The sequence below is a fragment of the Cryobacterium sp. TMT2-14 genome (assembly GCF_004402465.1).
GTDB classification, from domain to species: Bacteria; Actinomycetota; Actinomycetes; order Actinomycetales; family Microbacteriaceae; genus Cryobacterium; species Cryobacterium sandaracinum.
This window is the reverse complement of the sequence record NZ_SOFV01000017.1, coordinates 98,542-120,859: the sequence shown is the minus strand read 5'-3', so window position 1 is coordinate 120,859 and position 22,318 is coordinate 98,542. Positions and strand designations below refer to the sequence as shown.

At 65.9% G+C, this 22,318-nt stretch carries 22 protein-coding genes and 2 pseudogenes; 18 read left to right on the top strand and 6 right to left on the bottom strand.

What is annotated here, in order from left to right; genetic code table 11:
* Positions 1-35 precede the first annotated feature (35 nt).
* From E3O28_RS07055 to cysK, 3 genes are read right to left on the bottom strand one after another with little or no spacing between them, the layout of a single operon-like run.
* Complete coding sequence (locus E3O28_RS07055) at positions 36-1,046, bottom strand: 2-oxoglutarate and iron-dependent oxygenase domain-containing protein (protein WP_134373554.1); 1,011 nt, start codon at positions 1,044-1,046, stop codon at positions 36-38.
* Positions 1,047-1,059: 13 nt separating this feature from the next.
* Complete coding sequence (gene epsC, locus E3O28_RS07050; RefSeq protein WP_134415479.1) at positions 1,060-1,638, bottom strand: serine O-acetyltransferase EpsC; 579 nt, start codon at positions 1,636-1,638, stop codon at positions 1,060-1,062.
* Positions 1,639-1,667: 29 nt separating this feature from the next.
* Positions 1,668-2,606, bottom strand: a complete 939-nt coding sequence (gene cysK / locus E3O28_RS07045) for a cysteine synthase A (protein ID WP_104099697.1) — start codon at positions 2,604-2,606, stop codon at positions 1,668-1,670.
* Between the two features lie 140 nt (positions 2,607-2,746).
* Between cysK and prmC the strand changes: the two genes are divergently transcribed.
* The 14 genes from prmC to E3O28_RS06975 all read left to right on the top strand — a co-directional run bounded on the left by prmC (position 2,747) and on the right by E3O28_RS06975 (position 15,057).
* Positions 2,747-3,628 carry a peptide chain release factor N(5)-glutamine methyltransferase gene (prmC, locus tag E3O28_RS07040; protein ID WP_233191194.1) on the top strand — a complete coding sequence of 294 codons (882 nt, stop codon included), beginning with the start codon at positions 2,747-2,749 and terminating at the stop codon, positions 3,626-3,628.
* A 40-nt stretch (positions 3,629-3,668) separates the two neighbouring features.
* Positions 3,669-4,472, top strand: coding sequence for an L-threonylcarbamoyladenylate synthase (locus tag E3O28_RS07035; protein ID WP_104099698.1), 804 nt, complete (start codon positions 3,669-3,671; stop codon positions 4,470-4,472).
* Between the two features lie 2 nt (positions 4,473-4,474).
* Positions 4,475-5,698, top strand: a complete 1,224-nt coding sequence (locus E3O28_RS07030) for an MraY family glycosyltransferase (protein WP_134343230.1) — start codon at positions 4,475-4,477, stop codon at positions 5,696-5,698.
* Complete coding sequence (locus E3O28_RS07025) at positions 5,695-6,180, top strand: hypothetical protein (protein ID WP_134343229.1); 486 nt, start codon at positions 5,695-5,697, stop codon at positions 6,178-6,180. Before E3O28_RS07030 ends, E3O28_RS07025 begins: the two co-directional genes overlap by 4 nt.
* 179 nt (positions 6,181-6,359) lie before the next feature.
* On the top strand, positions 6,360-7,142 hold the full coding sequence (gene atpB / locus E3O28_RS07020; protein ID WP_104099701.1) for a F0F1 ATP synthase subunit A: 783 nt from the start codon (positions 6,360-6,362) through the stop codon (positions 7,140-7,142).
* A 51-nt stretch (positions 7,143-7,193) separates the two neighbouring features.
* The gene (atpE, locus tag E3O28_RS07015; protein ID WP_174720104.1) at positions 7,194-7,424 is read left to right on the top strand and encodes an ATP synthase F0 subunit C; all 231 of its coding nucleotides are present in this window, start codon (positions 7,194-7,196) and stop codon (positions 7,422-7,424) included.
* Between the two features lie 11 nt (positions 7,425-7,435).
* Positions 7,436-7,978 carry a F0F1 ATP synthase subunit B gene (locus E3O28_RS07010; protein WP_104099703.1) on the top strand — a complete coding sequence of 181 codons (543 nt, stop codon included), beginning with the start codon at positions 7,436-7,438 and terminating at the stop codon, positions 7,976-7,978.
* Positions 7,978-8,775 (top strand): F0F1 ATP synthase subunit delta, encoded by a 798-nt coding sequence (locus E3O28_RS07005; protein WP_104099704.1) that lies wholly within the window; start codon positions 7,978-7,980, stop codon positions 8,773-8,775. The genes E3O28_RS07010 and E3O28_RS07005 overlap by 1 nt, the downstream gene beginning before the upstream one ends.
* Before the next feature lie 86 nt (positions 8,776-8,861).
* Positions 8,862-10,499 (top strand): F0F1 ATP synthase subunit alpha, encoded by a 1,638-nt coding sequence (atpA, locus tag E3O28_RS07000; RefSeq protein ID WP_104099721.1) that lies wholly within the window; start codon positions 8,862-8,864, stop codon positions 10,497-10,499.
* Between the two features lie 103 nt (positions 10,500-10,602).
* Positions 10,603-11,505 (top strand): F0F1 ATP synthase subunit gamma, encoded by a 903-nt coding sequence (locus E3O28_RS06995; protein ID WP_104099705.1) that lies wholly within the window; start codon positions 10,603-10,605, stop codon positions 11,503-11,505.
* Between the two features lie 18 nt (positions 11,506-11,523).
* Positions 11,524-12,987 carry a F0F1 ATP synthase subunit beta gene (gene atpD / locus E3O28_RS06990; protein WP_134415478.1) on the top strand — a complete coding sequence of 488 codons (1,464 nt, stop codon included), beginning with the start codon at positions 11,524-11,526 and terminating at the stop codon, positions 12,985-12,987.
* Between the two features lie 2 nt (positions 12,988-12,989).
* Positions 12,990-13,256, top strand: coding sequence for a F0F1 ATP synthase subunit epsilon (locus E3O28_RS06985; RefSeq protein WP_104099707.1), 267 nt, complete (start codon positions 12,990-12,992; stop codon positions 13,254-13,256).
* A 5-nt stretch (positions 13,257-13,261) separates the two neighbouring features.
* The gene (locus tag E3O28_RS06980) at positions 13,262-14,032 is read left to right on the top strand and encodes a peroxide stress protein YaaA (RefSeq protein ID WP_134343227.1); all 771 of its coding nucleotides are present in this window, start codon (positions 13,262-13,264) and stop codon (positions 14,030-14,032) included.
* A gap of 44 nt (positions 14,033-14,076) precedes the next feature.
* Entirely contained in the window at positions 14,077-15,057 is a 981-nt protein-coding gene (locus E3O28_RS06975) for a malate dehydrogenase (RefSeq protein WP_134415490.1), read from the top strand.
* Between the two features lie 514 nt (positions 15,058-15,571).
* On the opposite strand, the gene E3O28_RS06970 is transcribed toward E3O28_RS06975, so the two are convergent.
* The 3 genes from E3O28_RS06970 to E3O28_RS06960 all read right to left on the bottom strand — a co-directional run bounded on the left by E3O28_RS06970 (position 15,572) and on the right by E3O28_RS06960 (position 17,904).
* Positions 15,572-16,192 (bottom strand): DNA-3-methyladenine glycosylase I, encoded by a 621-nt coding sequence (locus E3O28_RS06970; protein ID WP_134400912.1) that lies wholly within the window; start codon positions 16,190-16,192, stop codon positions 15,572-15,574.
* Positions 16,189-16,689, bottom strand: coding sequence for a methylated-DNA--[protein]-cysteine S-methyltransferase (locus tag E3O28_RS06965; RefSeq protein ID WP_134373546.1), 501 nt, complete (start codon positions 16,687-16,689; stop codon positions 16,189-16,191). The genes E3O28_RS06970 and E3O28_RS06965 overlap by 4 nt, the downstream gene beginning before the upstream one ends.
* A 96-nt stretch (positions 16,690-16,785) precedes the next feature.
* Positions 16,786-17,904, bottom strand: coding sequence for a N(5)-(carboxyethyl)ornithine synthase (locus E3O28_RS06960; protein WP_166784760.1), 1,119 nt, complete (start codon positions 17,902-17,904; stop codon positions 16,786-16,788).
* 83 nt (positions 17,905-17,987) lie between these two features.
* On the opposite strand from E3O28_RS06960, the gene E3O28_RS06955 reads away from it, so the two are divergent.
* The 4 genes and pseudogenes from E3O28_RS06955 to E3O28_RS06940 form a co-directional block, all read left to right on the top strand.
* Complete coding sequence (locus tag E3O28_RS06955) at positions 17,988-18,950, top strand: aldo/keto reductase (RefSeq protein WP_134415476.1); 963 nt, start codon at positions 17,988-17,990, stop codon at positions 18,948-18,950.
* A gap of 70 nt (positions 18,951-19,020) precedes the next feature.
* Positions 19,021-19,611, top strand: coding sequence for a TetR/AcrR family transcriptional regulator (locus tag E3O28_RS06950; protein ID WP_104099714.1), 591 nt, complete (start codon positions 19,021-19,023; stop codon positions 19,609-19,611).
* Positions 19,612-19,619: 8 nt separating this feature from the next.
* Positions 19,620-21,203: pseudogene (locus tag E3O28_RS06945) on the top strand (ABC transporter ATP-binding protein); the annotation flags it as partial.
* A pseudogene (locus E3O28_RS06940) lies at positions 21,202-22,308 on the top strand (ABC transporter ATP-binding protein); the annotation flags it as partial. The pseudogenes E3O28_RS06945 and E3O28_RS06940, both read left to right, overlap by 2 nt.
* Between the last annotated feature and the right edge of the window lie 10 nt (positions 22,309-22,318).

Genomic DNA, 22,318 nt, shown 5'->3' with positions numbered 1-22,318 from the left:
GACGATCGCTGCGCCGGCAACGGCGGCTGCGGTGGCTACTCGGCGAGGTCGGAGTAGTGGATAGCCGCCACGTCCGGGTGCGCGCGCAGTCGGCTCTTCAGGGCGTTCTCCCCGTAGGTGGAGAAGATCGGGTTGTTCGGGTCGGCTGTGACCCCGGGCGCCTCGAGGGAGTCCGGCAGGCTGAGCAGCGGGATGGTCGCGTCGAGCGCGGGGCCGAAGAAGAACGGAATCGAGACCCGGTCGTCTCCGATCAGAGGCGAGATCACCCGGTGCACGGTGGCCTTGAGGTAGCCGTTCGTGGCCACCTCCAGCAGCTCGCCGATGTTGACCACGAAGGCGCCGTCGAGCGGGGGAGCGTCGATCCAGTCGCCATCCTTCTCCACCTGCAGGCCACCCTTGCCGGGTTCGACGAACAGGAGGGTCAGCACCCCGGAGTCCTTGTGCGCGCCGACGCCCTGCCGGGGAGTGGGATCGGATTTGCCGGGGTAGCGCACGATCTTGATCAGGGTGAACGGCTTCTCGGCGAAGGCCGCGTCGAACACGTGCTCGTCGGCACCGAGCGACAGCGCCCAGGCCTGCATCAGGCGGAGGGCGACCGCGGTGAGCTCTTCGCGCCAGAGGGTCATCACTTCTCGTAGCGCGGGGAGAGTGGACGGCCACTGGTTCGGTCCCTCGAGACGCCGGAAGGCGGCATCCGTGGGCCGCGGAAGTGCCGGGCGCTCCGGCCCGATGTCAATCTGCTCGCGCCAGTCAACCGTACCCTGGGTGAGCTCGCCGCCCACGCGGGTGTAGCCGCGGAAGTGCGGGCTCCGCAGATTCTCGATCGCCATCTTGTCGGCTTCGGGGAGGGCGAAGAAGGCTCGGGCGGTGCGCATGACCCGATCCGTGAGGTCCGCGGGCACGCCGTGACCGGTCAGGTAGAAGAACCCGAAGGAGTGGGTGGCCTCCCGCAGATCGGCTCGAAAAGCCTCCGCCTCCGCATCGCCCCGGTCAAGCCGCGAGAGGTCGAGTACGGGGAGGGTGAGGGCGGCGGTATCGGTGGTCATTGGTCTCTGTCCCTCAGTCGTCGCCGGGCAGCAGCCCGCGGGCGGATTCGATGGTATCGGTCTTGGCCGGCTGCACGATGGCCGGGATCCCCAGCAGCAGCGACTTGGGTGGGGCATCCCGGGTCACCACCGCGTTGGCGCCGATCGTACTCCAGGCGCCGATGACGATGGGCCCGAGCACCTTGGCGCCGGCGCCGATCGTCACCCCGTCGTGCAGGGTGGGGTGCCGCTTCTCCCCCCGGGCCACCCCGTGCCGGGTCTTCCCGCCGAGGGTGACCCCGTGGTAGAGCATCACGTCATCGCCGATGTCCGAGGTCTCCCCGATCACCACGCCCATGCCGTGGTCGATGAACAGCCTTCGGCCGATGCGGGCGCTGGGGTGGATCTCGATCCCGGTCAGGAACCGGGTGAACTGCGACAGGAGCCGGGCCGGGAGCCGCAATCCGGCCTTCCACAGCCGGTGGGACACTCGATACGACCACACGGCGTGCAGACCGCTGTACGCCAGGAACACCTCGATGTTGCTGCGGGCGGCCGGGTCGTGGGCGCGCGCCATCGCCAGGTCCTCACGGATGCTCGAAAAGACACCCATTCGCTGCGTCGCCGGCCCGGTTTCGCCGACTAGTCCAGCAGGTCCTCGTAGAGCACCGTGGAGAGGTACCGTTCGCCGAAACTCGGCATGATGGCCACGATGGTCTTGCCGGCGTTCTCGGGGCGCTTGGCCTGTTCGATTGCCACCCAGACAGCCGATCCGCCGGAAATGCCGGAGAGGATGCCCTCATCCGTTGCCAGCGCGCGCGCCGTGGACACGGAGTCGGCGAGCGTGACGTCGGTGACCTCGTCGTAGACGTGCGTGTCGAGAACGTTCGGTATGAAGTTGGCGCCGAGACCCTGGATCTTGTGCGGTCCGGGCTTGCCGCCGGTGAGGATGGGGGAGTCGATCGGCTCGACGCCGACGATGCGTACGGATGGCTTGCGTTCCTTGAGCAGCTGGCCGGTGCCCGTGATGGTCCCTCCGGTGCCGATTCCGGCGACGAGGATGTCGACGGCTCCCGCGGTATCGTCCCAGATCTCGACGCCGGTGGTCGCATAGTGGATGGCCGGGTTGGCCGGGTTGTCGAACTGGCGGGCCAAAATCGCCCCGGGGGTGGCGGCCGCGATTTCCTCGGCCGTCGTGACCGCGCCGCGCATGCCGTCGGAGCCCGGCGTCAGCACGATCCGGGCGCCGTAGGCGCGCAGCAGCTGGCGGCGTTCGCGGCTCATGGTCTCCGGCATCGCCAGGATGACCGTGTATCCGCGGGCGGCGCCCACCATGGCGAGAGCGATCCCGGTGTTGCCGCTGGTACCCTCGACAATGGTTCCACCCGGAGCCAGCTCGCCCGAGGCCTCGGCCGCATCGACGATCGCGATCCCGATCCGGTCCTTCACACTGCCCGAGGGGTTGTAGAACTCCAGTTTCACCAGCACGGTCGCGTCGAGGCCGGCGGTGAGTCGGTTTAGCTTGACCAGAGGGGTCTTGCCGACTGCAGCAGTGATATCGGAGTAAATCTGTGCGGGCATCGGTGGTCGCCTTTCGATCGGGGTCAGGAACCTCGCCCAGCCTACGGCTCCGGCATTGGGCGTGTGCGTGCGTTACATTTCAATACGTGACAACTTCGCACGGCCACCATTCCATTCCCATCAGCTCAATTCCTACCGACATTGTTCCCACCGACATTGCCGAATTGCGCACCCGGGCCATCGACTCCCTTTCCCAGGCGGGGATCAGCGACCCCGACGTCGACGCCGATCTCCTGATCGGTCACGTTCTCGCCCAGAGCCGCGGCCAGGTGCAGGCCGCCGCCATCCTGCGCACCGCCCTGGGCGCCACGGATGCCGCTGCCATCCGTGAACTCGTTCGTCGCCGCTGCCTGCGCGAGCCGCTGCAGCACATCACCGGGCGGGCACCCTTCCGCTCCCTCGACCTGTTCGTCGGACCGGGCGTGTTCGTTCCCCGCCCCGAGACGGAGCAGGTGGCGCAGTTCGCCATCGACGCGCTCCGGGCACTGCCCGACGCGGAGCCGATCGGGGTGGACCTCGGCACCGGTAGCGGCGCGATAGCCCTTTCCCTGGCGGTCGAGGTGCCGAACGCGCGCATCTGGGCGGTCGAGAACTCGCCGGAGGCCTTCCCCTATACCTCCCGCAACTTCGAGCAGGTAGCCGCGCCGAATGCCACGCTGGTGTTCGGCGACCTCACCGAAGAGCTCACCGAACTCGACGGAACCGTGGCCGTGGTCATCTCCAACCCGCCCTACATTCCGACGGATGCGATCCCGCGCGACCCCGAGGTACGCCTCTTCGACCCGGCCCGCGCCCTGTTCGGCGGCCCCGACGGGCTCGACGTGGTGCGGCACGTCTCCCGCACGGCCCTGCGCCTCCTGCGTCCTGGCGGCCAGATCGTGATCGAGCACGGTGAGTTGCAGGGGGCGCAGATCCGTGCCCTCCTGGCCGCCGACGGCTGGCGCGTCCCGGCCACTCACCGCGACTACACCACCCGCGACCGCGCCACCACGGCCCTCGCCCCCGTTCCCGCCGATCGGTGAGGGCGGTTCCCTCTGGGCGGCTGCAGTAGAATCAGGCACAATGACTCGCATCTATGACTGCTCGGTTGACACGGAATACGCAGCCGGCATGAGGCTCGCGCGCTCGGCCATCGGTCGCGGCGCGCTCGTTGTCATCCCCACCGACACGGTCTACGGCGTCGCCGCAGACGCCTTCGACCCGGAGGCGGTGCAGCGCCTTCTCGACGCCAAGGGCCGCGACCGTTCCTCGCCGCCGCCCGTGCTGATCCCCGGAATTCCCACCCTCGACGCCCTGGCCCAGAACATTCCGCAACCGGTGCGCGAGCTCGTCGCCGTGTTCTGGCCCGGTGGTCTGACGGTGGTGCTGAACGCCCAGCCGTCGCTCGCCTGGGACCTCGGTGACACCCGCGGCACGGTGGCCCTGCGGATGCCGAGCAACCCGGTTGCCCTCGACCTCCTCTCCGAGACGGGACCCTTGGCCGTGTCATCCGCCAACACCAGCGGCCGGCCCTCCGCGATCGACGCGGAAGGCGCCGAAGAGATGCTCGGCGGCAGCGTGGCCGTCTACCTCGACGGCGGAACGGCCGGACTCGGCTACGAACCCATCGGCGACCGGCCCGGGGATACCTCGTCGACCATCGTGGATGCCTCCGGCTTCGACTCCAACGGTGGCAAGGTCGTCATCGTGCGGAACGGCGTGATCTCACGGGAGGCCATCGAAGGCGTCATCGGAGAGGCGCTCGCGCCGATCGGGTTCGGCGCGCCTGCGGACAAGCCCGCTGCCGAAACCACCACCGAGTCGGCCACCGAGCCCGTCACCGAAGTGAGGGCCGAACCGGTCGATCCCACGGCAGACGCTCGATAGCCATGACCGTCTTCGTCCTGCTCAGCCTGGTCTCGGCCCTGGTGACCTTCGGGTTCTCAGTTCTTGTACTCAAGCTCAGTCACCGCTACCGCCTCTACCCGAAGATCCGCGAGCGCGATGTGCACACGCGGCCCACGCCCCGCCTCGGCGGAATCGCGATCTTCGTCGGCATCGTCGCCGCCTTCGGTGTGGCCTACCTGGTTGCGGCCCGCTTCGCGCCGCTGCGACTCATCTTCAGTGACCCCCAGCAGATCCTCGCCATCCTGGGTGCAGCCCTGCTGATCGTGCTGCTGGGAGTGGCCGACGATCTCTGGGACCTCGACTGGATGACCAAACTGGCCGGGCAGTTCATCGCTGCCGGCCTCATCGCCTGGCAGGGCGTGCAGGTGTTGTCGCTGCCGATCGGCGGCCTGACCGTCGGGTCGTCCTGGATGTCGATCCTGATCACCGTGATCGTGATCGTGATCGTGATGAACATGATCAACTTCATCGACGGGCTCGACGGACTCGTGGCCGGCGTCGCGCTCATCGCGAACGGAGTGTTCTTCCTCTACAGCTACCTGCTGGCCCGGGACACCTCCCCGAGCAACTACTTCAACCTCGCCTCACTGATCGCTGCCGTCCTGGTGGGTGCCTGCGTCGGCTTCCTGCCGCTCAACTGGCGGCCGGCGAAACTGTTCATGGGTGATGCGGGCGCCCTCCTGGTGGGTCTGCTGATGGCCACGTCCGCGATCGCGATCACGGGCCAGGTCGACCCGACCGCCGTGAACCGGTCGCAGCTCTTCCCGGCGTTCATCCCGATCATCCTGCCCGTCGCCATCCTGATCATTCCGCTTCTCGACTTCGGTCTGGCGGTGTTCCGGCGCGTCCGGGCCGGCAAATCACCCTTCAGCGCCGACCGCAAGCACCTGCACCACCGGCTACTGGACATGGGCCATTCGCACCTGCATGCCGTTTTGATCTTCTACGGCTGGACCGCGGCGGCATCCGTCGGTTGCCTGCTCTACTTTCTGCTCCCGGTGTATTTCGGGCTGCCCACCTGGTATGCCACAATTTTCCTGATCGTCGCGCTGCTGATCTGCACCCTCGTCACGCTGGCTCCGTTGAGTCGGCGCAAGGCCGTCGAGTCCGCCAGCCAACTCGCCCGAACGGCCGAACACAGAGAAGAAATCGCCCGACTCGACCGCCTCGATGAGGCGTCGGCGACGGTGGAGGAAAACGTATGAACGCACCCGATCCCACCAGCTTGCCCACCACGCTCCGAGCGGTGCCATCGAACGCCAGGGGAGTCCTGACCGCAGTCCTTCGATACACAGGCTTCCTCGCGATTGCCATCGCGATCGTCGGCGGCGGACTCGGCTACCTTTTCGCGTCAACCGAAGGCCTCATCAGCGCCTTCATCGGCACCGCGCTTGCCGTGCTGTTCGCTTCGATCACTGCCGTGAGCATCATCGGGGCCATGCGGTTCGACATTGCCGCTTTTTTCGGCATCGTGATGGGGGCATGGCTGCTGAAAATCGTCGTGTTCATCGTGATACTCGCTCTGCTTCGGGATGCTTCCTTCGTGCAGACGACAGTTCTGTTCATCACCGTCATTGCCGGAGCCATCGGCACCATGATCGTCGACGTCCTGGTGGTCTTCCGCTCCCATCTGGGCTACGTGAGTGACGCCGTGCTCCCAAAAAAATCCGACCACCCCAGGTCCTGACCGGAACAGGGGCGGTCGATTAGTCGCCGTGAGCGAAAGTTGATAGAGTCAAAAAACTGTCACCGGCCGCAGTGTGATCCACTGCGCCACAGACCACACTTGACCATTGTCGCCGTTGTGCATCCGCACAGAAACAGGAGATAGCGCTGTTGTATTACGCTGCGAACTTACTGGTTCCCATGGCTACCGGCGATGAGTTTCAGGCTCCGGGCATCAGTGAGTTCCTTGGTCTCCCCGCGTTGTTCTTTGAGGGAACGCCCTTCGAGATCAACCGGATCATCCTGGTCCGCATCCTCGCCGTAGCCGTGATGCTCCTGCTTTTCTGGCTCGCCCTGCGCAAACCATCCCGAGTCCCTGGCCGCGGTCAGAGCATCGCCGAGCTTGTACTGGGTTTTGTCCAGGTGCAGATCGCCGATCAGATCCTCGGCAAGGAGATGGGTCGCCGTTACCTGCCCCTGTTGGCCGGCATGTTCTTCGGCATCCTTGCGATGAACGTCACGGGCGTAATCCCGGCCCTGAACATCTCGGGCACGGCACTCATCGGCATGCCCCTGCTGCTCGGTCTCGTCGCCTACGTCGTGTTCATCTACGCGGGTATCAAGCAGCTCGGCGCCGCCAAGTTCTTCAAGAATTCGCTCTTCCCGGCCGGTGTGCCGTGGCCGATCTACATCTTGCTCGCCCCGATCGAGTTCATCAATATCTTTATCGTGCGGCCGATCTCGCTCGCTTTGCGACTCCTGCTCAACATGATGGTCGGACACCTCCTGCTCGTGCTGTGCTTTGGGGCGACGAGCTTCTTCATCTTCACTGCAGGTGGCTGGTTGGGGCTCTTCGGAATCGGGACGCTGGCGTTCGGGTTCATCTTCACTTTCGTCGAGTTCGCCGTGTTCATCCTCCAGGCGTACATTTTCACCCTCTTGACCGCGGTGTACGTCCAACAGGCCGTGGCTGAAGAGCACTGACACACACAACTGCGTCGACCGACGTCGTTTTCGATTGAAAGGACACACATAGTGGAATCCACCATTCTTGCCGAGATCACCGGCAATATCGCCACCGTAGGCTACGGTCTTGCCGCGATCGGCCCGGGTATCGGCATCGGTATCGTCGCCGGAAAGACCGTTGAAGCCATGGCTCGCCAGCCCGAACTCGCAGGCCGTCTCCAGGTCACCATGTTCCTCGGCATAGCGTTCACGGAGCTCCTTGCATTCATCGGTGTAGCCGTCTTCTTCATCTTCGTCTAGGGATCGCCACCATGCCTGAGCTTGTTCTGGCAGCAGAAGCGGAAACGAATCCGTTCCTTCCTGCCATCTACGACATCACCTGGTCGGCTGTTGTCTTCCTGGTCGTCATGGTCTTCTTCGTGCGCTTCGCGATCCCGCGCTTCCGCCAGATCCTCGACGATCGTGCGGAGGCCATTGAGGGCAACATCGCCAAGGCAGATGATGCCCAGCGCAAGGCCGAAGCTGCTCTCGAGCAGTACACGACCCAGCTGGCCGAGGCGAGGGCCGAGGCCGGCAGGATCCGCGACGCCGCCCGCGTCGACGGACAGACGATCGTGAACGAGCTCAAGGAGCAGGCCGTCATCGCCGCCGCTCGGGTAACCGCGACGGCGAAGGCTCAGATCGTGGCCGAACGACAGGCCGCAGTGATCTCCCTGCGCAGCGAAGTCGGCACACTGGCCATCGACCTGGCCTCCGGCGTCATCGGCGAAAGCCTGACCAACGACGAAAAGGCCAGCGGCATCGTCGACCGATTCCTGGCTGACCTCGAGGCCTCGGAGAAAGTGGTCCGGTAATGGGTAGCGCCACCAGGGAAGCCTTAGTCTCAACACGGGCGGTTCTGTCCCGTCCCGGGGGAACGAACGACCTCGCGACCGGCGTCAATTTGTTGAACTCCGGTCGTGTGATTGGCCACACGTCACAGCTCCGGTCGGCTTTGGTCGACCCGTCAGCGGATGCGGCGGCGAAGGCCACCCTCGTGAGCGCAATCTTCTCGGGCGCAATGACGCCGACCGCGCTGGAGCTGCTTCAAGCCGCCTCCGCCGCACGCTGGTCGAACCACACCGATCTTCTGGCCGGCATCGAAGACCTCGGCCTGCGGGTGATTGCGTCTTCGGCCACTGTCCCCGGGCAGGTCGCGGAGGAACTGTTCGCGTTCGGCAAGACCGTGTCGTCCAACGGCGAGCTCGAGCTCGCCCTCGCCTCAAAGCTCGGCACCACAGCGGCCAAGGTGAGTGTTGTTGACGCCCTCCTGGCCGGCAAGGTCTCCGAACAGACGCTCGCGATTGTTCGACACCTGGTGCAGCAGCCCCGCGGCCGCCGCATCGGAGAATTGCTGCGCTACGCCGCATCCATCGTCGCGGACCAGTCAGACAGCTCGATCGCCACGATCACGTCGGCCGCCGCGTTGGCTCCGGAGCAGGTTGATCGCCTTCGAGCCAGCCTCACGGTGCGCTATGGGCGTCGGCTCACGATCAATGAGGTTGTCGACCCCGAAATTGTCGGGGGCGTCCGCGTTCAAATCGGTGACGACGTCATCGATGGCAGCATTGCCACCCGTCTTAAAGATCTGAGAATCCAGCTCGCTGGCTGACCGCTTCAGTCAGTACCACACACCTCGGGACGGCAGCGTCTCGTGCACGACAGAACCTGTACACCCAGTACAGAAAAGGGAAGATGATGGCAGAACTAACGATCAGCCCCGATGAGATCCGTGACGCTCTCCAGGACTTCGTGAAGTCCTACGAGCCGAACAAGACCGCGACGACCGAGGTTGGCTACGTCACCACGGCCGGCGACGGCATCGCGCACGTCGAGGGCCTTCCCAGCGTGATGGCGAACGAGCTCATCACGTTCGCGGACGGCACCCTCGGCCTCGCCCAGAACCTGGACGAAGACGAGATCGGCGTCGTCGTTCTCGGCGAGTTCGCCGGCATCGTCGAGGGCATGGAGGTGCACCGCACTGGTGAGGTCCTCTCCGTACCCGTCGGCGACGGCTACCTCGGCCGCGTCGTCGACCCGCTGGGGGCGCCCATCGACGGGCTCGGCGAGATCAAGAGCGAAGGCCGCCGCGCGCTGGAGCTACAGGCACCCGGCGTGATGGACCGCAAGTCGGTTCACGAGCCCATGCAGACCGGAATCAAGGCCATCGACGCCATGATCCCGATCGGCCGCGGCCAGCGTCAGCTGATCATCGGAGACCGCCAGACCGGCAAAACCGCGATCGCGATTGACACGATCATCAACCAGAAGGCCAACTGGGCGACGGGCGACGTGAACAAGCAGGTTCGTTGCATCTACGTCGCCATCGGTCAGAAGGGTTCCACGATCGCCGCCGTCAAGGGTGCGCTCGAGGATGCCGGAGTCATGGAGTTCACGACCATCGTCGCGTCCCCGGCCTCCGACCCGGCCGGCTTCAAGTACCTCGCCCCGTACACCGGCTCGGCCATCGGTCAGCACTGGATGTACGCCGGCAAGCACGTCCTCGTCATCTTCGACGACCTGTCCAAGCAGGCCGAGGCCTATCGTGCGGTGTCGCTGCTTCTGCGCCGCCCGCCGGGACGTGAGGCGTACCCCGGTGACGTGTTCTACCTGCACTCCCGTCTGCTCGAGCGTTGCGCCAAGCTGTCCGACGCCCTCGGTTCCGGATCGATGACCGGCTTGCCGATCATCGAGACCAAGGCGAACGATGTCTCTGCCTACATCCCGACCAACGTGATCTCGATCACCGACGGCCAGATCTTCCTGCAGTCCGACCTGTTCAACGCCAACCAGCGTCCCGCGGTCGACGTGGGCATCTCGGTCTCCCGAGTCGGCGGTGACGCTCAGGTCAAGTCGATCAAGAAGGTCTCCGGCACTCTGAAGCTCGAGCTGGCGCAATACCGGTCGCTCGAGGCCTTCGCGATGTTCGCCTCCGACCTCGACGCGACGAGCCGTCGCCAGCTCGGTCGTGGCGCACGCCTGACCGAGCTGCTCAAGCAGCCGCAGTACTCGCCGTACCCCGTCGAAGACCAGGTCGTCTCGATCTGGGCCGGCACGAACGGCAAGTTCGACGAGGTGCCCGTGGCCGACGTCCTGCGCTTCGAGCGTGGCCTGCTCGACCACCTGGGCCGCACCACGAGCGTACTCACGACACTGCGCGACACCAACGTTCTCGACGACGCGACCATCGCGACGCTCGAGATCGAGGTCGACAAGTTCAAGCAAGGATTCCAGACGGGCGAGGGCAAGCCGCTCGCCTCGGTGGGCAAGGAAGTCTTCGAGGCGATTCCCGCTGACAAGGTCAACCAGGAAAAGATCGTCAAGCACCGCCGCTAAGTGACATCGGCCGCGCTCCCGACTCGTTCGAGCCGCGGGGCGCGGCCGGCATCACTCGATCGTCCGCACCAATTCAGCACTGACAAGGAAGCACAGGAGACACATGGGAGCGCAACTTCGGGTCTACCGGCAGAAGATCAAGTCTGCCCAGACGACTAAGAAGATCACTCGGGCCATGGAGTTGATCTCTGCCTCGCGCATTCAAAAGGCCAAGGCTCGCGTCGCCGCGTCAACCCCGTTCGCTCGTGCCGTCACGCAGGCGGTGTCCGCGGTAGCGACGTACTCGAATGTCGCCCACGTGCTCACGACCGAACCGGAGAAGATCGAGCGCGCTGCGGTCGTCATCTTTGCCTCCGACCGTGGTCTCGCGGGGGCGTTCAGCTCGCAGGTGCTGCGTGAGGCCGAATCGCTCAGCGAGCTGCTGCGCAGCCAGGGTAAGGACATCGTCTACTTCCTGGTGGGTCGCAAGGCCGCGTCGTACTTCAATTTCCGCCGCCGCGTCTCCGAGCGCATTTGGACCGGTTCCACCGATCAGCCGCAGTACGAGACCGCATGCGATATCAGCGACGCGCTGCTCGAGGCCTTCCTCCGCGAAGCGGACGACGGTGGCGTCGACGAGATTCACGTCGTCTACAACCGGTTCGTCAGCATGGTCACCCAGCTTCCTCAGGTTGTCCGGCTGCTTCCCCTCGAGGTCGTGGAGGGCGGTGAGGAGCCTGGTGATAATCAGGTCCTGCCACTCTATGAGTTCGAACCGGACGTTGAAACGGTGCTGGACTCGCTCCTGCCCGTCTACATCGAGAGCCGTATCTTCAACTCCATGCTGCAGTCCGCCGCAGCCGAGCACGCCGCACGTCAGAAGGCCATGTCATCGGCCTCCGACAACGCGGACAAGCTAATCAAGGACTACACCCGGCTGTCCAACAACGCCCGGCAGACCGAGATCACGTCGCAGATTTCCGAGATCGTGGGTGGAGCCGACGCGCTCTCATCCGCCAAGCACTAAACCAGAGAAGAGAGAGCTATGACTGACACCGCAACCGCGCCAGTCCATGCACCGGTCGAGACCGTGGCCGTGGGCCGGATCGCCCGGGTCACGGGCCCGGTCGTCGACATCGAGTTCCCGCACGACTCGATTCCGGGCATGTACAACGCACTGAAGACCACCATCGTCATCGGTGATGTGTCGACCGTGATCACGCTCGAGGTTGCCCAGCACTTGGGCGACGACCTCATTCGCGCCATCGCGCTGAACCCGACCGACGGTCTGGTTCGTGGCCAGGAGGTCCGGGACACCGGCTCGCCCATCACGGTTCCCGTCGGGGACGTTACCAAGGGGCGCGTGTTCAACGCCATTGGCGAGGTGCTCAATGCGGAGCCCGGCGAGAAGATCGAAATCGCTGAGCGCTGGCCCATCCACCGCAAGCCACCGCCCTTCGACCAGCTGGAATCCAAGACGCAGCTGTTCGAGACCGGCATCAAGGTCATTGACCTGCTCACCCCGTACGTCTTGGGTGGAAAGATTGGGCTGTTCGGTGGTGCCGGCGTCGGCAAGACCGTTTTGATCCAGGAAATGATCCAGCGTGTCGCGCAGGACCACGGTGGAGTGTCCGTGTTCGCCGGTGTCGGTGAGCGCACCCGTGAGGGCAACGATCTCATCCACGAGATGGAAGAGGCGGGCGTCTTCGACAAGACCGCCCTCGTGTTCGGCCAGATGGATGAGCCGCCGGGGACGCGTCTGCGCGTCGCCCTCTCCGCGCTCACCATGGCCGAGTACTTCCGCGATGTTGCCAAGCAGGATGTGTTGCTCTTCATCGACAACATCTTCCGGTTCACTCAGGCTGGCTCTGAGGTGTCGACCCTTTTGGGCCGCATGCCCAGCGCTGTGGGCTACCAGCCGACCCTGGCCGACGAGATGGGCATCCTGCAGGAGCGCATCACGTCGACCCGTGGCCACTCGATCACGTCGCTCCAGGCCATCTACGTGCCTGCTGACGACTACACCGACCCGGCCCCGGCGACCACGTTCGCCCACCTCGACGCCACCACCGAGCTGTCGCGTGAGATCGCTTCGAAGGGCCTCTACCCGGCCGTCGACCCGCTCACCTCGAGCAGCCGTATCCTCGACCCCCGCTACCTGGGTGCCGATCACTACAACACGGCCGTTCGCGTCAAGGCGATTCTGCAGAAGAACAAGGAACTGCAGGAGATCATCGCGATCCTCGGTGTCGACGAGCTTTCCGAGGAAGACAAGGTCACCGTCTCCCGCGCACGCCGCATCCAGCAGTTCCTGTCGCAGAACACCTACATGGCCAAAAAGTTCACGGGCGTCGAGGGGTCCACGGTATCGCTTAAGGACACTATCGAATCCTTTACGGCGATTGCCAATGGTGACTTCGACCACGTGGCCGAGCAGGCTTTCTTCAACGTCGGAGGCATCGCCGACGTCGAAGAGAAGTGGGCGAAAATCCAGAAGGAGAACGACTAGTCATGGCCGATTCTTCGCTCAAGGTCAGCGTCGTCGGGGCGGACCACGAGGTGTGGTCCGGCGAGGCGAGCATGGTCGTCGCCCGCACCGTCGAAGGCCAGATCGGAATCCTCCCTGGGCACGAGCCCATGCTGGCCATCCTGGCCAGCGGTGAGGTGCGCGTGACCCTGAGCGGCGGCGAGAAAATCGTCGCCGAGGCGGCGGACGGCTTCCTGTCGGTCGCCAACGATGTGGTCACGATCGTCGCTCGCAAGGCAGAACTCGTTTAGTCAGTGTGCTGATCCTTCTGCCGCCGTCCGAGACGAAACGTCACGGGGGCATCGAATTACCGCTTGACCTGCAGAGCCTCACGTACCCGTCGCTTGGACCCAAGCGGCGGGTACTTGTGCGTGCGCTGCAGTCGCTTGCGAAGCATCCGGATGCGATGATGTCGGCCCTAAGACTGGGTCGCACGCAGTCCGCGGAGGTGGAGCGCAATCGCGTGCTGTCCTCCGCCGCCACAATGCCGGCCATCGACCGGTACACCGGCGTCGTCTATGACGCCCTCGACGCCGCCAGCCTCTCCCCGCTGGAACGCGACTGGGCAGGCCGGAACGTCCTCGTGCATTCCGCCCTGTTCGGGCCGGTCGGCGCTCTCGATCTCCTCCCGGCCTACCGGCTGTCCTGCGATTCCAGGCTGCCGGAGCTGCCGCTGAAGAAGCACTGGGCGGGTGCTGTGGGTTGCGTTCTGGCGGGGTCAGCGGGGCTCCTGCTGGATCTCCGCTCGAACGGGTACGTGGCGCTCGGCCCCGCGCCGGTGCGGCCCGACGCGGTGTTTCTGCGCGTGGTCACGGAGACGGCGGACGGCCAGACGCGAGCCGTGAACCACTTCAACAAGACGGCCAAGGGGAACTTCACCCGGGCTCTGATCCGGCACGGTCGGTCCTTCGACACCGCCGTAGAGCTGCTCGACTGGGCACCGGGGGCAGGCTTCGATTTGCGCCCAGGAGCGGTCCGGGAACTGAATCTCGTCGTCGCCGCCGAGGTTGCCGCAACCCGAGGCTGACGCGGGCACATTCCGGCCCTAGGCTGGCTTTCGTGTCCACACCAATGAATGTCACCGTCACCGGCGCCGGCGGACAGATCGGCTATTCGCTGCTCTTCCGGATCGCGTCCGGAGACCTCCTCGGCCCGACCGTTACCGTCAACCTGACCCTGATGGAGATCCCCTCGGGGCGCGCAGCAGCCGAGGGCACCGCCCTCGAACTGCAGGACTGCGCGTTCCCTCTCCTGCGCTCCGTGACGGTCACCGAAGACCCCGTGCGCGCCTTCGACGGCGTCAACATCGCCCTCCTGGTCGGATCCCGCCCTAGAGCCGTTGGAATGGAGCGCGTCGCGCTGCTCGAAAGCAACGGCCGCATCTTCGGTCCGGTGGGGGCCGCCCTCAACGCGGGCGCGGCATCCGACGTGCGCGTGCTGGTCGTGGGCAACCCCGTCAACACCAACGCCCTGGTGACCAGTGCCTTCGCCCCCGACATCCCCGCCGACCGGTTCACTGCCATGACGCGACTGGACCACAACCGCGGCATCGCTCAGCTAGCAAGCCGGCTGCAGGTGCACGTCGCCGAACTCGACGGTCTCACCATCTGGGGCAACCACTCCGCCAGCCAGTACCCGGATGTCTTCCACGCCACCGCCGGGGGATGTCCGGTCTCCGAGCTGGTGGCGCAGGACTGGCTCGTCGACGACTTCATCCCCCGGGTGGCGAACCGAGGCTACGAAATCATTCAGGCCCGCGGGGCATCGTCCGCGGCCTCCGCGGCCAGCGCAGCCATCGACCACGTTTACGACTGGGTCAACGGGACCGGTGAGCGGTGGACCTCGGCGGGCGTCAGCTCCGACGGCTCTTATGGCGTCCCGGAGGGGCTCGTATGTTCCTTCCCGGTTCGGGCTGTCGACGGCCGCTGGCAGATCGTGCCGGACCTGGCTATCAACGCGTTCTCGCGGGCGAGGATCGACGCGTCCGTCGCGGAGCTGATCGAGGAGCGCGAGGCCGTACGGGCACTCGGCCTGCTGCCGTCCCTCCGATAGACGCGCGAGTCCTGATGGCTGGGGGGCGATGAGGATTCGCGGATGGGGGCTTCGAAGCGGTTGTTTTCGATGCACACGTCGGAGAGCCGTGACCGCGAAAGGGAGGGGGATGAACGTGCGCTCCGACCGCCGTATGTTTGATTCCGAGGCCTCGCGGCGACTCCGTCCCGAACGAATTCGACGGAGATTCGGCCTGAATATCCTCTAAATCCCAGAAATATGCTCATTTTCGGCAGAATCTCCGTCGAATTGGTTCGACACCGGACACGGCGCTCCGCCCGTGATGAACGGCGTCCACACGGTGCAGTCAGGGCTGAAGTGCGGGCGCGACAGAACCAATCGTTCAGGACTTACTCGCCTCGAGGAGCACCTCACGCACAACAGCCCGCGGTCGGGCAGCCCGCGGTCGGGCAGCCCGCGGTCGGGCAGCCCGTGGCCGTCAGGGCGGCGGTTGGCAGCGTGGCGGCTGACAGGGCGGCGATCGGCATAGCGTCAGCCGAAGGCGTTGTGGTGGTCAGGCGTCGTTCGACCGATGGCATCCGCTCAGGTGGTCGTCGACGAGGCCGGCCGACTGCATCAGGGCGTACATGGTGGTGGGGCCGACGAACGTGTAGCCCCGGGTGCGCAACTCCCGGCTCAGTGCCATCGATTGCATTGTGGTCGCCGGGACCTCGCCGCGCTCCCGCAGCCGGGGGCCGCGGGCTTCGGGCGCGAAGCTCCAGATCAGCTCGGTCAGGCTCTCGCCGAGGTCTCGGGTGACCCGGGCGTTCCGGATGGTGGCCTCGATCTTGCCGCGGTGCCGGATGATGCTCGCATCCGCGAGGAGCCGGGCGACGTCGACGTCGTCCATCACGGCCACGCGGTCGACGTCGAAGTCGTAAAAGGCGGCCCGGAAGGCCGGCCGACGTCGCAGGATGGTGATCCAGGACAGGCCGGCCTGGAACCCCTCGAGGCACAGCTTCTCGAACAGCAGCCTCTCGTCCCGGAGCGGACGCCCCCACTCTTCGTCGTGGTAGCGCTGGTATTCGGGGTCGCCGCCGACCCAGCCGCAGCGGGTGAGCCCGTCATCGCCGAGCTTCAGTGAGGCGGATGTCGTGGCCTCGGCTGGCAGCGCGCTGGTCGCCGGGGTGCTCATGAGCGGTGCTCGATGCCCTCGTGGTCGAGGAGCCAGACCTTGGTGGGCACTCCGCTGCCGCCGCTGTAGCCGGTGATGCGACGGTCGGCGGCGAGCACCCGGTGGCAGCCGATCAGGATCGGAACGGGGTTCGCCCCGACGGCGCCGCCCACGGCCCGGCCGGACCCCGGCTTGCCCAGCGATCGTCCCAGCTCGCCGTACGAGGTCGCCTCGCCGAAGCCGAGCTCGGACAGTCGCTGCCAGACGCCCTGCTGGAACGCAGTGCCCCCGCTCGGCGCCACGGGCAGGTCGAAAACCGTGCGGGTGCCGCCGAAGTACTCCGCCAATTGGCGCGCGGCCCGGTCGAGCAGGGGCGACGGGGCTTCCGGGGTCTCGTCGAGGGGCAGCTGTCCGTCGCGTTCGATGGAGAGGGAGAGGATGCGCTCGGCGTCACTCGTGAGTTCCAGCCGCCCAATGGGGCTGGGCAGCCGGATCAGGAAGGTTTCGATGGTCGTCATGCCTCGACTGTAGTCGGCGGCGCCCTGCGCACAGCGCGGGTTTCGGACCTGGCGTGGAAGGAGGGCCGGGCTGGGCTGGGGAGGAGCCGGCCGGCTTCAGGCGAGCCGGGTGTGGGGATACTCGGGGGAGCGGTGCTGGAATGCCAGGATGTCGGGATTCCGGATGATCCCCTCGTGGATCTCGATGGCCCGCCGAAGGGTCTCGTTGGCGGTCCAAGCGGCCTCGCCCGCAAGGACCTCGCGCAGGTACGGCAACAGCGCCTCGCTGATCTCCCACGTGGCGGAGTTCCAGAGGTACGACGGGCTGTGGTCGACCGCGTAGTAGGTGACGTTGGTGCCGACCCGGAAGGTCGGTTCGTCGAACGTCGTCGATTTCGCCCAACTGAAACCCATGCCGGTGTCGCAGGACACGTCGATGATCAGCGACCCCGGGGCCACCATCGGAAGATCATCGTCGCTCAGGAAGATGAGCGGGGCATTTGGGTCCTGCAGCACGCAGTTCACGATGACGTCGTGGCCGGCGAGAAACTCGGGCAGTGGCACCCGTTCGTTTCCCGGCAGGGCGAAGTTCCCGTTCGTGCCGTCGCCGTGGTCGAGCTGCACGATCTGGGCGGAGTGGATCGGGGAGCTGACCGCGGTCACGTCGCGATTGGTCAGCACCGTGACATCGTAGACACCGAGTGCGTTGAGCGCCGTCACGGCGCCCCGGGCGGTGGCCCCGAAGCCGATCACCGCGGCACGCTGCTTGCGGCCGTAGTCACCCGTCGAACCGATCAGGGACAGGGCGTGCAGCACGGAGCAATACCCGGCGAGCTCGTTGTTCTTGTGCAGCACGTGCAGGTGGAACTCGCCGCCTCCGGTCCAGTGGTTCATCGCCTCGAACGCGATCAGGGTCAGCCGCTTGTCGATGGCAAGCTGGGTGAGTTTCTTATCCTGCACGCAGTGCGGCCAGCCCCAGAGCACCTGTCCGTCGCGCAGTGCCGCGACATCCGCCAGCAGAGGCTTTGCGAGCAGGATGACGTCGCACTCCCGGATGAGGTCCGCGCGCGAGCAAAGCCCTCCCACGAGCGGGGCCAGCTGCTCGTCCGACACGCCGAACTGCTCTCCGTAGCCCCGCTCGAGAAACATTCGCTCCCGGAGGTCCGGATCGATCCGTTCGACATGTGACGGATGAATGGGCAAGCGCCGTTCATTCGGCTTACCGGAACGCGACATGACGCCGAGCGTGAAACGACTCACTGACACCCCTTTGTAGTTGAGTCCTGTTTAGCACAGGCCGGCGAGCCTAATGTGGAGGGATGGAGCAGACGGAGTACCGCAGACTGGGCAATTCGGGGCTCATGGTGTCCACGATCGGGTTGGGCTGCAACAACTTCGGACGCGCCGGAACCGCGACGGAGAGCCAGGCCGGAACCACCGCCGTCGTCAACGCGGCCGTCGACGCCGGGATCACCCTGTTGGACACGGCCGACATCTACGGCGCGGAACGCGGCCTCAGCGAGACCCTGATGGGTTGCGCGCTGCGGGGCAAGCGCGACCAGATCGTGCTCGCCTCGAAGTTCGGCATGGACATGAACGGTCGGAATGGACCCGACTGGGGCGCCCGCGCCTCACGTCGCTACATTCGACTGGCCGTCGAGGCGTCCCTCCGGCGCCTGCAGACCGACTGGATCGACCTCTACCAACTGCACCAGCCTGACCCGAACACCCCGATCGAAGAGACCCTGCAGACCCTCGACGACCTCATCCGCGAGGGAAAGGTGCGCTATATCGGCCACTCCAACCTGGCCGGCTGGCAGATCGCCGAGGCGGAGTTCACCGCCCGGCTGACGGGGCATCCGCGGTTCGTTTCGGCGCAAAACGAGTACAGCCTGCTGGTGCGTGACGCCGAAGACGAGGTGCTGCCGGCCGTCAACGCCTACGGGCTCGGCTTCCTGCCGTTCTTCCCCCTCTACAACGGGCTTTTCACAGGCAAGTTCTCTCGTGCGGGCGGCCCCGCCGACAGCCGCATCATGATGGTCCGGCCGCACCTGGCCCGGAACGCGCCCTGGGACGTCATCGAAAAGTACGAAGCGTTCTGCGACCAGCGCGGCGTGACCATGCTCGCAGCCACCTTCGCCTGGCTGCTGGCCCAGCCGGGGCTCACCAGCATCATCGCCGGAGCAACCCGCCCGGAACAGATCCTGCAGAACGCCACCGAGGGCAGCGCGTGGAGGCCGTCGCCCGAGGACGTGGCCTGGATCTCGGACCTCTTCGCCTGAACCGTCCTCTCTGGAACCCGAACCCCGATTCCACTTTGTGAGTGAGCGCTCACTCATAAAAGCTGGGGGGATGTCCGTCAAACCTGCGCGCGCGAAAGCCCTGTCCGTCGAGGACCGGCAGTCGATGATCCTCGACGCGGTCACGCCGCTGCTGATCGAGCACGGCCAGACCGTCACCACTCGACAGATCGCCCAGTGCGCCGGGATCGCCGAGGGCACCATCTTCCGAGCCTTCGACAGCAAGGACAACCTGCTCCGGGCGGCCATGGACCGTCAGCTCGACCCCGAGCCGTTCCGTCTTGAACTTGCCGCGCTCGACCGTGAGCTCCCGCTCGAGGAACGGGTGCGCGCCATGGTCTCCCTGCTGCGCCGCCGCTTCGCGCAGGTCTTCGCGCTGATGACGGCGGTGGGCTCGATGGGCAGACCCCACACCCACGACGTCGCGCACGAGTTCACCGTGCTGCTCGCCGACGTGCTCGCGCCTGACCTCCTGCGCCTCACGGTTGCCCCGGAGCGTTCAGGGCAGGTCATCCGGATGATCGCGCTTGCGGCATCCGTGCCCCACATCACGGCCGGCCCCGACTTCGACGACGATGAGCTCACCGCCCTCATCCTCTACGGCATCATCGGCTTCCCGACGCCGCCGAACGCCCCCTGCTAGGAGATCCGATGCTCTGGAAACTGCTCGTGAAATACCTGCGGCCGTACCGGCGGCTGCTGGCAGCCGTCGTCGTGTTCCAGCTGGCCCAGTCGATCGCCTCGCTCTATCTGCCCACCCTCAACGCCGACATCATCGATGAGGGCATCGCCACGGGAGACACCGTGTACATCCTGCGCATCGGTGGTCTGATGCTGCTGATCACCCTGTTCCAGATCGTGTGCGCGATCGTCGCCGTCTTTTTCGGCGCGAAGGCCGCCATGGGGCTCGGACGCGACCTGCGCGGCGCTGTCTTCACCCGGGTCGGCGAGTTCTCCGAGCAGGAGGTCACCCGGTTCGGCGCCCCGTTGCTGATCACCCGGTCGACCAACGACGTGCAGCAGGTGCAGATGCTCGTGCTGATGACCGCCACCATGATGGTCACCGCACCGATCCTGTCCATCGGCGGCGTGATCATGGCCGTCCGGCAGGACGTGCAGCTATCCTGATTGATCGCCGTGAGCGTGCCCGTGCTGTTGATCGCGGTCGGGCTGATCATCGCGGGGATGGTGCCGCTGTTCCTCCTGATGCAGACCCGCATCGACACGGTGAACCGGGTGCTGCGGGAACAGCTCACGGGCATCCGCGTCATCCGGGCGTTCGTGCGCGAAGACGTCGAGTCCGTGCGGTTCGGCAAGGCGAACGTGGATGTCACCGACACCGCCCTTCAGGCCGGCCGCCTGATGGCCCTGATGTTCCCGGTCGTCATGCTCGTCCTGAACGTCTCCAGCGTGGCCGTGATCTGGTTCGGGGCGTTCCGGATCGAGGACGGGTCCATGCAGGTCGGCACCCTGGTTGCCTTCCTTAGCTACCTGATGCAGATCCTGATGGCCGTGATGATGGCCACGTTCATGGCCGTGATGATCCCGCGGGCGACCGTGTCGGCCGACCGGATCGGCGAAGTGCTCGAGACCGAGTCCAGCGTGCGCCCGCCGCGCCACCCCGTCGTCGACAGTATCGGCCGCGGAGAGGTGGAACTCGTGGACGTGGGCTTCGCCTACCCCGGCGCCGAGCAGCCGGTGCTCTCCGACGTGAGCTTTACCGTGCATCAGGGGCAGACCACCGCGATCATCGGCAGCACCGGATCGGGCAAGACCACCCTGGTCAACCTGCTGCCTCGCCTCTTCGACGCCACCAACGGCAGCGTGCGGGTCGACGGGGTGGACGTGCGCGAGCTCCACCCTGACCTGCTCTGGGGCAGCATCGGGCTGGTGCCGCAGAAGCCGCATCTGTTCTCCGGCACCGTGCGCAGCAACCTGCTCTATGGCAAGCCCGACGCCACTGAGGCGGAACTCTGGGAGGCACTGACCATCGCGCAGGCCCGCGACTTCGTGGCGGAGATGCCGGACGGCCTCGATGCCCCGATCGCGCAGGGCGGCATGAATGTGTCCGGCGGGCAGCGGCAGCGCCTGGCCATTGCCCGGGCCCTGGTCAAACGGCCCGAACTCTATATCTTCGACGACTCGTTCTCCTCGCTCGACTTGGCGACGGATGCTCGGCTGCGCGAGGCACTGGCCGTCGGCACGGGTGGCGCCACCATGGTGATCGTCGCCCAACCGCCTCCCGCTGCGCTACTTCGACACGGTGCAGCGAGGCGAGCTGCTCAGCCGGGTCACCAACGACGTGGACAACGTCTCACAGAGCCTGCAGCAGTCGCTGAGCGAGGCCGTCACCTCTCTGCTCACCGTGGTGGGCGTCATCGTGATGATGTTCCCGCTCTCGCCTCTCCTGGCCCTGATCGCCCTGGTCACAGTGCCGCTGACCCTGGTCACGACCGTCCTGATCGCCCAGCGCTCGCAGAAGTTGTTCGTCGCCCAGTGGACCCACACCGGCGAGCTGAACGGCCAGATCGAGGAGACCTTCACCGGCCACGCCCTGGTCAAGGTGTTCGGCCGCCAGAAGGAGGTCGAGCAACGCTTTTGGGCCAAGAACGACGAGCTCTACGAGGCCAGCTTCGGCGCCCAGTTCGTCAGCGGCCTGATCATGCCGGCGATGACATTCATCGGCAACCTCGTCTACGTCGGGATCGCCGTCGTCGGCGGCCTCCAGGTGGCATCCGGGGCCATGCAGCTCGGCGATGTGCAGGCGTTCATCCAGTATTCCCGCCAATTCACCCACCCGCTGGCCCAACTCGGGTCGATGGCGAACCTGTTGCAGTCCGGCGTCGCCTCCGCCGAGCGGGTCTTCACCCTGCTCGACGCCGATGAGCAGAGCCCCGACCCGGAGCGCGCCGAGGCACCCACGACCGCCCACGGCCGGCTGGTCTTCGAGAACGCCTCGTTCCGCTACACGGCGGACAAGCCGCTGATCGACAGCCTCAGCCTGGTGGCCGAGCCCGGCCAGACCGTGGCCATCGTGGGCCCCACCGGGGCAGGCAAGACCACCCTGGTGAACCTGATGATGCGCTTCCACGAGCTCGACGCCGGCCGGATCACGCTCGATGGCGTGGACGGGCGCCGAATGACCCGCGACGACCTGCGTGGACGTATGGGCATGGTGCTGCAGGACACCTGGCTGTTTGGCGGCACGATCCGCGACAACATCGCCTACGTGCGTCCAGATGCCACGGAGAAGGAGATCCTGGACGAGGCGACCAGCTCCGTCGACACGCGCACCGAGGTGCTCGTGCAGAAAGCGATGCGCGCCCTCCGCGCCGTCCGGAACGAATTCG